Origin of the sequence: Serratia sp. H1w (assembly GCF_000633355.1) — a bacterium.
Lineage (GTDB): Bacteria > Pseudomonadota > Gammaproteobacteria > Enterobacterales > Enterobacteriaceae > Chania.
Genome location: NZ_AYMQ01000019.1, coordinates 20,789 through 33,654, shown reverse-complemented (window position 1 = coordinate 33,654; position 12,866 = coordinate 20,789). Strand labels below are relative to the sequence as shown.

Here is a 12,866-nt window from a genome sequence, read left to right as displayed (position 1 = left end):
CAATCAATGAGTATGAGTGATAGCGAATGCCACCATACTAGCAGATTACTGCTGTGAAAGCGGGCGGATAAATCCGCCCGTTTCTTAATGCGTTGCTAACGCGCCAGCACGCGTGCCACCGTCGCTTTGGCTCCCCGCGCCAACAGCGCCAGATAAGCACTGGTCACGGCATTGACAAAGCGCTGATTATCCGGCAGGTCGCGCCCGAATACCGAGGTCATTTGCAGTAACGCCATCACGCGGGGTTCACCTTCAGCGCTGTTGGCCACACGCTGGGCGATCTCCTTACGCAACGGATCGCTGATGTCGATCGGTTGGCCTTGTTCATCCTTCCCCCCGACGTAACGCATCCAACCTGCCACGCCCAGCGCCAAACAGTCAAAATCGCTGCCGTTGGCCAGGTGCCAGCGCACTGAATCCAGCATCCGCTGCGGCAGCTTTTGCGTGCCATCCATGGCGATCTGCCAGGTGCGGTGTTTCAACGCCGTGTTGCGATAGCGTGCCAGCAGGGAATCGGCATACTTCTCAAGATCGGTTTCTGGAGTGTTCAGTGTTGGAGCCTGCTCTGCCAGCATCAGATGACGTGCGGCATTGACATAATGCTCATCCTGCATGCAGTCGCTGATGTGTGGATAACCGGCCAGATAACCCAGATAGGCCAGGAACGAGTGGCTGCCGTTCAGCATGCGTAGTTTCATCTCTTCAAACGGCAAGACATCGTTGACCAGCTCGGCCCCGGCTTTTTCCCATGCCGGGCGGCCTGCGACAAAATTATCCTCAATTACCCATTGGCGGAACGGTTCGCAGGCTACGGCGGCCGGATCCTGCACGCCAGTCTGCTGTGCAACCTGGGCTAGGGTATCTGGTGTTACGGCGGGCACGATGCGATCGACCATGGTGGAAGGGAAGGTGACCTGGGTTGCGATCCACGCCGCCAAGGCTGGATCGAGTGCTTTGGCATAGGCGGTGATCACGTTGCGGGTGACATGGCCGTTCTCCGGCATGTTGTCGCAAGACATGACGCTAAATGCTGGCTGTCCGGCAGCCTTACGCTGTGCCAGGGCTTCGACGATGACCCCAACGGCGCTTTGTGGACGCTGCGGATTAGCCAGGTCTTGTACAATCAGCGGATGCTCCAGCTGTAACTGGCCGGTGGCAGGGGAATGGCAATAGCCTTTTTCGGTGATGGTCATGGAGACAATCGCCACTTCAGGCTGAGCCAGGGCGCGGAACACTGCATCCAGCCCGTCGACTTGCGCATGCAGCGCCTGTTTCACTACGCCTACCACCCGGCATTGCCAGGCATCGGCGGACATCTCTGCCACGCTGTACAGCATGTCCTGCTGCTTGAGATCGGCGATTTGCTGTTCGCCCCCGATCAGGTTGATTTCACAATACCCCCAGTCACTGCCGTGCTCCTGTGCCAGGATATCGGCATACACCGCCTGATGGGCGCGATGAAAAGCCCCGAAGCCCAAATGTACCAGGCGCGGAACCAGTTTGCTGCGATCGTACTGTGGAACAATGGCGTTGGCCGCCAACAGCTTGCTATCCATGTTAAAACTCACTGTGTGATGGATCGATTGCCGCAGAACGTTATCTGCGGCAGGTAATCGAAGAGGAATTAATGACTGCGTACGCGTTGGGCCACCGGTAACGCTGGGGTCTCTGCTGCATCTTCTGCCAGGCTCAGGTCGCGATCTTTCACCTCAGGCATCAAAATGGCGGCCAGCAAGCCGATAACGGAGTAAACGATCATCATGACGGCGATGGGCCACCAGGAGTCGGTCATATTGCAGAAGATACCGGCTAATACCGGGCCGAAGCCGACCGCCACCAAACCACCGGCCTCTTTGGAGATGGCCATGCGGGTGAAGCGGTTACGGGAACCAAACATTTCCGCCATGGTGATGTTTTCCAGCGCAAACAGCCCCAGCACCGCAACGTTATGAATGATAATGATCGAGGCCATAATCACGTTCACCTCATTGGTCTTATCCACAATCATCGAGATCATCGGATAAGCCAGAATGATGGCGGAGATATTGACCAGAATATAAGGTATCCGGCGGCCGATCTTATCGGAGAGCCAGCCCAGCAACGGAATGGTAATAAAGCCGATGGCGGAGCTGATCATCAGGGCATCGGTTGGGATGGCCTTCTCAAACAGCAGGGTTTGCACCAGATAACCGGCCAGGAAAGTCTGGATCAGACCGGAGTTGCCCGCCTGACCAAAACGCAGCCCGGTAGCCAGCCAGAAGGATTTGCTGGTGAACATCGCCGCCAGCGAATGGGTATTATCTGCCACGGCGTTAACCGGAGTTGCGGTGGTGCTATCGTCGTTAACCTTTTCAAAAACTGGGCTTTCTTTCAGGTTCATACGCAGCCAGATGGCGAACAGCATGACCACTACGCTAGCCAGGAACGGGACGCGCCAGCCCCATGCCAGCAGCTCTTCTTTTGACAGGAAGAAGAACATCACCGCCCAGATAGCGGTCGCCGACAGCGTGCCGCAGTTGGTGCCCATGGCAACCAGCGAGGAGATAATGCCGCGTTTACCTTTAGGCGCATATTCGGCCAGCATGGTACCGGCACCGGATATTTCCGCGCCCGCGCCCAGCCCTTGAATAATACGCAGCAACACCAGCAGTAAAGGAGCAAAAATACCGATCTGCGCATAGGTGGGCAGTACGCCGATTAAGGTGGTGCAAATCCCCATCATGGTAATGGTAATAAACAGCACCCGCTTACGGCCAATGGTATCCCCCATGCGCCCGAAGAAGAAGGCCCCGGCGATACGGGCGATATATCCCGCGCCGTAGGTTCCCATCGCCAGAATCAATGCCATGGCGGCAGACTGCTCCGGGAAAAATATTTCATGAAAAACTAACGCTGCGCCTAGTGAATAAAGCTGAAAATCCATAAATTCCAGCGCAGTACCAAGCCAGCCGGAAACGGCCGCCTTGATCAGGTCCGAGGTACTTCTTTCCGGCTGAGTGTTGTCAATTTTTGCGTTCATCATTGTTCTGTTCTCTGCAAATTGTTGTTGTAGGTACGGCAAAGATTAGGTTCAGAAGCCCTGGTCTCCCTCCAGCGACCAGGGCTGTCGCCGGAGGGAACAGGTCAGAATTTCAATAGAACCTTACAGCACTGTTTTTGGTCTTTTTCGAAGATCTCCATCGCTTCGAGCACCTGCGTATAGCCAAACTGATGGGTGATCAGCTTTTCCGGCTGGATTTTGTGTTCCGTCATCCAGGCAATCACCTGTGGGAAGCGGTTGCTGTTCAGGCGTGAGCTGAAAATCGAGATCTCTTTACTGGTAATGGCTTGCTGGCTGAGCACGCAAGGCTCGGCAGAGAAGCCCATAATGCCAATGCGCGCGGCTGGGGACGCCAGGCCGATGGCTTCTGGCAGAATGGCCGGATGGCAGGCCGCATCGATGATCAGCGTTGGCCGGATGCCGAGCTTTTGCAGCTCACTGGCCAAATCCTGATGGGTATTGTTGATCACCCGATCCGCGCCGTTGGCGGTAGCCATCGCCAGCCGTTCATCGATACGGTCGGCGACAATAATCTCTTTGACGCCGTAGACGCCGCGCAGAGCCTGAATGGAGGTGAGGCCCATCGGGCCCGCGCCATACACCAATGCGACATCTAACGGGCCGGGTTGCAACTGGCTGCACATATTGGCGGCAATGGTAAAGGGTTCAACCATCGTGGCTTCGTTGTCGGGAATGCTGTCCGGCACAAGATGGGCATTTTTGGCCGGTAGCGTCACATATTCGCTGAAACCGCCGTCACGGTGTACGCCAATGACCTGTAATTCGGTGCAGACGTTGGGCCTGCCGACCGAACAAGGGTAGCAATGGCCGCAGCTGACTACCGGATCGCCCACGACGCGTTCGCCAATGCGCGACGGCTCGACGCCTTCGCCGATAGCGTCGATATGGCCAAAGAATTCATGGCCGATCACGCGTGGATATTTGGCAAACGGGTTGTGGCCGCGATGGATATGCACGTCGGAACCGCAGATCCCAGCGCTAACCACGCGGATACGGACTTCACCTGGCAGCGGCGATGGCAATGGGCGCTCTTCAATCACTAATTGCCCAGGCTGTTGAACAGTAATACTTTTCATGGAAATTCCTCGGTTTACCAGTTCCACAGGGTGCCGTCTTCCAGGCGTGCTACCGGCAGGTAGGCGGGATCGTAGGGGTATTTGGCAGCCAGTTTCTCGTCAAACTCGATGCCTAACCCTGGTTTTTCGCCTGGATGCATATAGCCGTTGTCGAACGTCCAGTTATGCGGGAACACTTCCAGCATCTGTTCGGAGTAGCCCATATATTCCTGCACGCCGAAGTTCGGCACCCACAGGTCAAAGTGCAACGCCGCCGCCATGCAGATTGGCGAAAGATCGGAAGGGCCGTGTGAGCCGGTACGCACCTGATACAACGAGGCGAAATCGGCGATACGACGCATCCCGGTGATGCCCCCGGCGTGGGTGATGGTGGTGCGGATGTAATCGATCAGTTGTTCTTCGATCAGCTGTTTGCAATCCCAGATGCTGTTGAACACTTCGCCCACCGCAATCGGAGTCACGGTATGTTGGCGGATCAGGCGGAAGCATTCCTGGTTCTCGGTCGGGGTTGGATCTTCCATCCAGAACAGACGGTATTGCTCAACGCTTTTGCCAAAGCGGGCGGCTTCGATCGGCGTCAGGCGGTGGTGCATGTCGTGCAGCAGGTGCTCGTCGAAACCGAATTTGTTACGCACGGCTTCAAACAGTTTAGGGGTGAAATCGAGGTATTTCTCAGTTGACCATAACTGCTCTTCCGGCCAGTTGCCTTTGGTGGCTGGCTCATACGCCAACCCTTTGCCCTTGGCCATGCCGTAAGTGGTTTTCATCCCTGGCACGCCACATTGCGCGCGGATCGCTTTGAAGCCCATTTCTTTGTGCTTGGCATAATCGTCCAGCACTTCGTCAATCGAGTGACCAGTGGTGTGGCAATACACCATGACGCCGGTACGCGAAGCGCCGCCCAGCAGTTGGTACAGCGGCATATTGGCCGCTTTGGCCTTGATATCCCACAGCGCCGTATCCACAGCAGAGATGGCCGACATGGTCACCGGGCCACGACGCCAGTACGCGCCTTTGTAGAAGAACTGCCAGATATCTTCGATCTGGTGAGCATCACGACCGATCAACTGTGGGCAAACGTGATCTTCCAGGTAAGAGGCTACCGGCAGTTCACGACCATTCAGGGTCGCATCGCCGATCCCGGTCAGCCCGCTATCGGTAGTGATCTTCAGGGTGACGAAATTTCGCCCTGGGCAGGTGACGAACACCTCGGCTTTAACAATTTTCATGACTTCCACATCCTGTTCTTGCTGATAACGTATGGGCGGAAATTAACCTTGAACTAACTACCATACAAGTATGATTTGGCGAAATTGCCGAGGGAGATCACAATTATTCGTGGATCGAAGGCTGAGGGCGGTAGATAAACAGGGAGCCTAGTTCGCAGATGTGTTCAGGAGTGGTCGGCCATTAGCGGTATGAGCCCCTCACCCCAGCCCTCTCCCACGAGATAGCGCGGGATCCCATGGGCACTGGTTTTTGGGAGAGGGGGCAGGTTCCGAGCCGAGGTCAGGTGCAGGAGCTAAATTGTGGCACGTACAGTCCCCTCTCCTTGGGGAGAGGGTTAGGGTGAGGGGAATTACACCGAGGTGAAACGTGATTATTCCAGCAAGTCACAATTCGGCGGCAGACGGCACTCAATGGCATTAGGCAACACCTCGATGCGGAAATCGCGGCCCTTCAGTGGCTCGCCATCAAGATTGAAGGTGATGTCATGCGGTGCGGTGATCTCCAGCCATGGCAATGAGGCATCGACGACGTGGGAATTTTCCTCGCCGCTGAACAGAATGCCCACCAATGTCGGCAGCAACTCTTCGGCGGTGAGCAGGCGCACCTGCAATAAACCATCGTTGATCAGTGCGCCAGGGCAGAGTTTTTGGCCGCCTCCGGCCTGCCTGCCGTTGCCGATCCCAATCACCAGCGCTTCTCCGGCCCAATAGAAATCAGGCCCGCGGATCTCGCAGCTGTCGGCTTTCAACGCATCCAGGCGCAGCAGGCCGTGGATGAAATAAGATACGCCGCCCAGCGCGGCCTTCAGTTTCTCCGGGGTTTCGGTGGTGATGCGGGTACCAAAACCGCCGGTCGCCATGTTGATGAAATAGCGTTCGTCGTTCACCTTGGCCAGATCGATCGGTACCGCCCGACCCTTGATGGCCAACTGCAAGGCTAAATCAGGTTGTAACGGGATAGAGCAGGCGGTAGCAAAATCGTTGGCGGTCCCCAGCGGTAAGATGCCTAGTATCGGGCGTTCCTCTGCGGGGAGTTGTGCCAATGCGGCAGCAACCTCGTTGATCGTGCCGTCGCCGCCACCGGCGATCACGGTTTCCACCTTTAGCTGGCTGGCCTCTTTGACGTAGCGAGCTGCGTCACCCAGTTCCCAGGTAACGCGAACATGTAGAGTCTGGCCCTCATGGCGCAACATGTTCACCGCTGCGCGAACTTCCTCGTTACCGGAGCTTTTACCGTTGATGATAAGCAGTGCTGGTGAATAATGGTGCATTCCTGATCCTTGTGGTGAAAAACGAATCGGCCTTCAAGGGGGGCCAAGTGAGGCTTCCCAGTTGTTTTACCCTGACGTAGGCTGTTAACGATAAACTACAACTTGGTGGTGGGCCATAAGAATATTCAGGTAATGCCGGGTGAAGTCGCTGGAGGATATTTATTTCGTCAATGCCCAATGGGAGTAATATCTTTGTTGTGCGAGAGAGATAAGCGTTCGTATTAACGAATTCATTAATCGCTATAGAAGAATTTATATATTGCAACAGGAATGATTAGCCAATAGCTACATTGCAAGAAACATCCTAAAAATAGCCAATAGAATTTCAGTTAATTGAATTTAAACAGGAAAAAAAGAAAAGGCCAACCCAAGGGAGATTGGGCTGGCTAAGGAGGTGGTTCCTAGTATTGCTATGCAAATATTTTCGTTGTTAGTTTTAAGCAGCCTGATAATAACCAAGCCGCACGCTAATTGATGTGATCTGATTCTAATATTTTGCCAAAAATTGCCACCCGGGCGGGTGGCGATAAAAAAGTTAGCCAGCCTGGCTAGCGTCTTTCGGCAAATTACGGATCAGTAACGCATAATCGAGGTCGATATCCTCGGGGATTGGCAAATAAACGATATGGCCATTACCCGGCGCGACATCGATCGCTTCGCCCTTCTTGTTTTGCAGACTTTCCAAATTAAACAACACGTTACCACCTGGTGTCATCATTTCTACGCTGTCGCCGACCAGGAATTTGTTTTTGACATCCACTTCCGCCCAGCCGTTACGGCGCACGCCGGTAAATTCCCCGACAAACTGTTGCAGCTCGGAAAGAGAGGCACCGTAATCGTAATTTTGGTGAGAGTCATGCGTATGGCGACGCAGGAAGCCCTCGGTATAGCCACGGTGAGCCAGGCCTTCCAGCGTGGTTAACAGGCTAGGATCGAAGGGTTTACCGGCAACGGCATCGTCAATGGCTCGACGATAAACCTGCGCGGTACGAGCGCAGTAATAGAAAGACTTGGTACGGCCTTCAATTTTAAGCGAGTGTACACCCAGCTGGGTGAGGCGCTCCACGTGCTGGATGGCCCGCAGATCTTTGGAGTTCATGATGTAAGTGCCGTGCTCGTCCTCGAACGCGCTCATGTACTCGCCGGGTTTCTGCGCTTCGGAAAGCATAAACACTTTATCGGTCGGTGCGCCAAGGCCCAGCGTCGGCTCGACGTTTTGCACCGGGATCGGCTCATGCATGTGCACGATGTTGCCGGTATCGTCTTCTTTACCTTCTTCCGCCTTGTACTGCCAGCGGCAGGCATTGGTGCAAGTCCCTTGGTTAGGATCGCGCTTATTGAGGTAGCCGGAAAGCAGGCAGCGGCCGGAGTAGGCCATGCACAGCGCGCCATGCACGAAGATCTCCAGCTCCATTTCTGGCACCTGGCTGCGGATTTCCGCCACTTCATCCAACGATAGCTCGCGGGAAAGGATCACCCGGGTCAGGCCCATCTGCTGCCAGAACTTCACCGTTGCCCAGTTGACCGCGTTGGCCTGCACCGAGAGGTGAATGTCCATTTGCGGGAAGGCTTCGCGTACCATCATGATCAAACCGGGGTCGGACATGATCAGCGCATCTGGGCCCATATCGATCACGGGTTTCAGGTCACGCAGGAAGGTTTTCAGTTTGGCATTGTGCGGCGCGATGTTAACCACTACGTAGAATTTCTTGCCTAGCGTGTGGGCTTCGTTAATCCCCAGCTGTAGGTTCTCGTGGTTAAATTCGTTGTTGCGTACCCGCAGGCTATAACGTGGCTGGCCGGCGTAAACCGCATCGGCACCATAGGCAAAGGCGTAACGCATGTTTTTCAGCGTTCCCGCTGGGGAAAGGAGTTCTGGAGTAAACATAGTGATTCTCGGTCTGATTTCAGGTCAGCACCACGCCACCCAATGGCGCAGTGAAAGCGGGGGATTGTAACGGCAGCCCGGCAAGAAATCAGCAATTAACCGGAAATTTTCAGGGGAGATTGATCTTCATCATTAGAAAAATCGCGCGGCAGCCAGAACCGCGCGTAGGCGGGATGGGATCAGGCACTCAAGTCTCGCACGTCGGTAGTGGGGCCATTTTTAATCACCGACTGAATGCCGTTTTTCGCCGCGCTTTCCGAACTGTACATCTGGCTGGTACCAATCACCTGATGGTTTTTGGCTTTTAACACGAAATAGGGTTTGTTATTGCTGCTGGTTTTCATTTCAAACTGCGCCTCGTGGGGCGAATTGATCTGCACGGAGGCGATACCGTTTTCCGCCGAGGCTTTGCTGGCATACATCTCGCTGGAGAGAATGATCTCGCCGTTGCTGGCTTTCAGGTTGAAGTGATACTGCCCGTTGCTCGATTTTGTCAGTTCATAATGTCCGGTTGCCATGGTATTTCTCCAGTAGGTTCTGATAAGTGAGATAAGTGTAGCTAATGCTTTGAAAAGCGTTTTTGCCACAGGGAAGTATTGCGCGCCAGTGCACAGAAATTGGTGACTTTTTGTGCTGATGCTTTTAGCGGGATAAGTGGGTTGCTAAGATGTGTGTTGATAAAAAGAACAAAAAACAGATGGGGTTGCTGGCAAACCGATGTCGGTCTCAGTACGTAGGGGCGCTGCATGCTGCGCCCGTTAAGCCGTTGTCTCTACATGGTTAAAGCGTCATAGCCCATTGACCAACCGGCACTGCTCCGCTTCCCAACGGTAGCCTACCCCGTAGACAGAACGAATAAACGCCTTGTCGCCATCGATCAGCTCTAACTTGCGGCGTAGGTTTTTAATATGGCTATCGATGGTGCGATCGGTCACCACCCGGTAATCGTCGTACAGGTTGTTCAACAACTGCTCGCGCGAAAATACGTTGCCCGGTTGGCAGGCCAGGGTTTTCAGCAGACGGAATTCCGCTGGCGTCAGATCCAGAATATGACCCTGATAGCTGGCTTGGAAGCGCGGCTCATCAATATGCAACAGGGCCTCATCGTCGCTATGTTCTAAAGGCCGATAGCAACGGCGCAATATGGTTTTCACCCTGGCCACCACTTCTCGCGGGCTATATGGCTTGCAGATGTAGTCATCTGCTCCGATCTCCAGCCCTAGCAGGCGGTCGATCTCCTCGATTTTAGCGGTCACCATCATGATGGGAATATCGGTAAAGCGGCGCAGTTCGCGGCAAACGGTTAAGCCATCACTGCCCGGTAACATCAGATCCAGCAAAATAAGCGCTGGTGGATGCTCATGCACCGCCGGGATCACTTCGCTGCCGTTGCTCAGCCAGCGGGTGGCATAGCCAGCGGCTTGCAGATAATCCACCAACAGTTGGCCCAGCTTGGGTTCATCTTCCACAATCATGATCTGTAGTGGCTGATTTGAGTTTTCCATTACAACGCCTTGTTATTCACCAAAGGTGGGGAAATCTACTGTAATGCGCACGCCGCCGAAAGGCGAGTGTTGTGCGCGGATCTCGCCGCCGTGTGCCTCAACAATGTTCTGGCAGATAGACAAGCCTAACCCTGAACCGCCGCTGGCACGGTTACGCGATCCTTCGGTACGATAAAAGCGTTCGAAGATGCGCGCCAACTGTTCGTCATTCACGCCTGGGGCACTGTCTTGCCAATAAATTCTCACCGTTCCCGGCAGGCGCTCGATGCCAATCTCCAGCCGACCCCCGGCATCGGTATAGCGCAGGCTGTTTTCCAACAGATTGTTGAACAGTTGGTTTAAACGATCGGGATCGCCAAACAATGGCATCTGTTCCGGTAGATAAGTGACGATTTCCAACTGTTTAGCGTGAAAACGCTCACGGAAGGCCGCTACCGCAATCTGCACCAGATGCACGCAATCTACTGGTAATTTGCGGTAGGCGAGGGCACCGAGGTCGGAAAGTGACAGCTGGTGCAGGTCGTCTACCAGCTTGGTGAGGGTCGAGACTTCCGCCTGTAGCGAACTGAGCGAGGCTGGCGTTGGCTGGCGAACGCCGTCTTGCAGCGCCTCCAGCTCACCACGCAGTACTGCCAGTGGGGTGCGTAACTCATGCGAGATATCCGCCATAAATGCCCGCCGCATCTGTTCGTTCTTTTCCAGCGAGGTCGCAAGTTGGTTGAAATCCTGCGCCAGTCTACCCAGCTCATCCTGGCTGCTGACCGCCACCCGGGCGCTGAAATCACCCGCCGCCAGGCGATGAGTACCGCCGACCAGGCGCTTAACCGGTGCCAGCAGTCCGCGCGACATCAACCAGGTCACCGCTGCGGCCAACAAGGTAGAGAGCGCGACGATCATCCAACTGGTGCGCCGCTGTTGGCGATCGAAGTTGATATCCGCGTTGCGCGTCAGTTTTTCCGGCGGGGTAGCTACCACCCAGCCGACGATCTGATTATTGAAATGAATGGGATGGCGGGTGCTCTCATTCTCTCTGGGGATCGGGGCTGAAGAACCGACCAGTTTGTGATACTGGCTATCCACTACCCAGAACTGGGTGCGCCAACCTTTGGGCGGCAGATTGTGGCTGCTGTCGCTGTTCTGTTCAAACGAGCGCATGATCTGAAACACCACCTGATCGTTGTTACGCAGAAACTCCCAGTTGCCATGGCGGCGATACTGATCTTCCAATGCGTCGCCGAGCATGCTGATGCGCTGCTCATTGCTGTGCTTGATATAGTCGATAAAACCCCGTTCAAAGCTGACGCGTACGCCCCAGTGCATGGTGATTAACACCAACATGCAGGTGGCGAGGATCGCCATAAACAGCTTGCCGGTAATGCCAATTCTCATTGCATCCTCGTCGAGCCGGTGCCCGGCTCTTTGGTCAACGTGCGGTTGGGGGCGATGTCGGTCGGAACCCGGGCGAAGGCCAGTGCGGGCAGGGCGATAATCAGCGCCATACAGCCGTAGCTGTAGATAAAGGCGCTGTGGATGGCCGGGCTATCGGCCACCACCTGATGATGAGCAAAGCTGCCGATCAGGATCCCGGCAATACTGACGCCCAGGCTCATGGAAAGCTGCATTACCATCGACAGCAGGCTGTTGCCGCTGCTGGCCAGCCGATCGGGCAGATCCTGCAGCGTCAGGGTATTCATGGCGGAGAAACGCAGGGAGTTTACCATCCCCTGGAAGAACAGCACTACCGGCAGCAGATACACCCAGCCCAGCATGGCTACCAGTGGGAAACTCAGGGTGACCAGCGCCAGCATCAGCGTGGCGGCTACCAGCACGTTACGGTAGCCATAGCGGTTAACGACCTGTACCACGATGCGCTTCATGCCCATGCTGCCGATGATCATCGGGATCATCATCAGCCCGGCGTGGAACGGGGAGAATCCCATGCCGATCTGTAGAAATAGCGGAGTCATAAACGGCAACATACCGCTGCCAATGCGCCCCAACAGGCTACCGGTCAGGCCGACGCGGTAGGTTTCCGTCTTGAATAATCGTAGGGAGAACAGGGCCCGGCTGTTACCACGGGCGTGCCACCAGTAGCCAGCCAGCGCTGCGCAACCCATCGCCACCAGCCCGGTGATGGTGGCAGAAGAAAGCCCCATACCTTTATGCCCGTCGAGCGCCAGCGTCAGCGTGGCCATGCCGATCGCCAACATGATAAAGCCGCTGATATCGAAGCGTCGGGTCTGCATAGTGTAATTGGGCATCAGCAGCGCGGTGGCGATAGCTCCGGCGATACCGACGGGAATGTTGATCAGGAAGATCCAGTGCCAACTGGCGTATTGCACCAAAAAGCCACCCAGCGCCGGGCCCATCAACGGGCCGATCTGGCCGGGTAGGGTGACGAAGGTCATCGCCGCCATATACTGCTCGCGTGGCACGATTTTCATCACCGTCAGCCTGCCAACCGGTACCATCATCGCGCCACCGATACCTTGTATTACGCGGGAGGCTACCAGCTCGCTGAGGGTTTCCGAACGGGCACACAGGATTGAGCCGAGCGTGAACAGCACGATGGCGCTGAAGAACACCCGTTTGACGCCTACCCGATCCGCCAACCAGCCGCTGGCAGGCAGCATCACCGCCACCGTCAGCACATAGGAGACAATCACCGACTGCATGCGCAGTGGGTTTTCCCCCAGGCTGGCGGCCATGGAGGGCAACGCGGTATTGACGATGGTGGTATCCAGCGTCTGCATAAAGAAGCCAAACGCCACGATCCACAGCTGCCATTGCACCGAGGTAGAGCCTATCGGGGCACTTGGTTTGATGTTCATCTCAT

The 12,866-nt window shown here is 55.4% G+C and carries 10 protein-coding genes; all 10 read right to left on the bottom strand.

Annotated elements, in window-relative coordinates; all coding sequences use genetic code 11:
- Positions 1–95: 95 nt before the first annotated feature.
- Complete coding sequence (locus tag U869_RS0103685) at positions 96–1,556, bottom strand: mannitol dehydrogenase family protein (RefSeq protein WP_025121950.1); 1,461 nt, start codon at positions 1,554–1,556, stop codon at positions 96–98.
- Positions 1,557–1,624: 68 nt separating this feature from the next.
- Complete coding sequence (locus U869_RS0103680; RefSeq protein ID WP_029987867.1) at positions 1,625–3,019, bottom strand: MFS transporter; 1,395 nt, start codon at positions 3,017–3,019, stop codon at positions 1,625–1,627.
- A gap of 104 nt (positions 3,020–3,123) precedes the next feature.
- The gene (locus U869_RS0103675; RefSeq protein WP_025121948.1) at positions 3,124–4,137 is read right to left on the bottom strand and encodes a Zn-dependent oxidoreductase; all 1,014 of its coding nucleotides are present in this window, start codon (positions 4,135–4,137) and stop codon (positions 3,124–3,126) included.
- Positions 4,138–4,151: 14 nt separating this feature from the next.
- Positions 4,152–5,366 (bottom strand): D-mannonate dehydratase ManD, encoded by a 1,215-nt coding sequence (gene manD, locus U869_RS0103670; protein WP_025121947.1) that lies wholly within the window; start codon positions 5,364–5,366, stop codon positions 4,152–4,154.
- A gap of 371 nt (positions 5,367–5,737) precedes the next feature.
- Positions 5,738–6,637, bottom strand: a complete 900-nt coding sequence (gene yegS / locus U869_RS0103665) for a lipid kinase YegS (RefSeq protein WP_025121946.1) — start codon at positions 6,635–6,637, stop codon at positions 5,738–5,740.
- A 535-nt stretch (positions 6,638–7,172) separates the two neighbouring features.
- Positions 7,173–8,525 carry a tRNA 5-hydroxyuridine modification protein YegQ gene (gene yegQ / locus U869_RS0103660; RefSeq protein WP_025121945.1) on the bottom strand — a complete coding sequence of 451 codons (1,353 nt, stop codon included), beginning with the start codon at positions 8,523–8,525 and terminating at the stop codon, positions 7,173–7,175.
- A 179-nt stretch (positions 8,526–8,704) separates the two neighbouring features.
- The gene (locus U869_RS0103655) at positions 8,705–9,043 is read right to left on the bottom strand and encodes a YegP family protein (protein WP_025121944.1); all 339 of its coding nucleotides are present in this window, start codon (positions 9,041–9,043) and stop codon (positions 8,705–8,707) included.
- A 270-nt stretch (positions 9,044–9,313) separates the two neighbouring features.
- Positions 9,314–10,030, bottom strand: a complete 717-nt coding sequence (baeR, locus tag U869_RS0103650) for a two-component system response regulator BaeR (RefSeq protein ID WP_025121943.1) — start codon at positions 10,028–10,030, stop codon at positions 9,314–9,316.
- A 12-nt stretch (positions 10,031–10,042) separates the two neighbouring features.
- Entirely contained in the window at positions 10,043–11,419 is a 1,377-nt protein-coding gene (baeS, locus tag U869_RS0103645; RefSeq protein WP_025121942.1) for a two-component system sensor histidine kinase BaeS, read from the bottom strand.
- The gene (locus U869_RS0103640; RefSeq protein WP_025121941.1) at positions 11,416–12,861 is read right to left on the bottom strand and encodes an MFS transporter; all 1,446 of its coding nucleotides are present in this window, start codon (positions 12,859–12,861) and stop codon (positions 11,416–11,418) included. The genes baeS and U869_RS0103640 overlap by 4 nt, the downstream gene beginning before the upstream one ends.
- Positions 12,862–12,866: the final 5 nt, after the last annotated feature.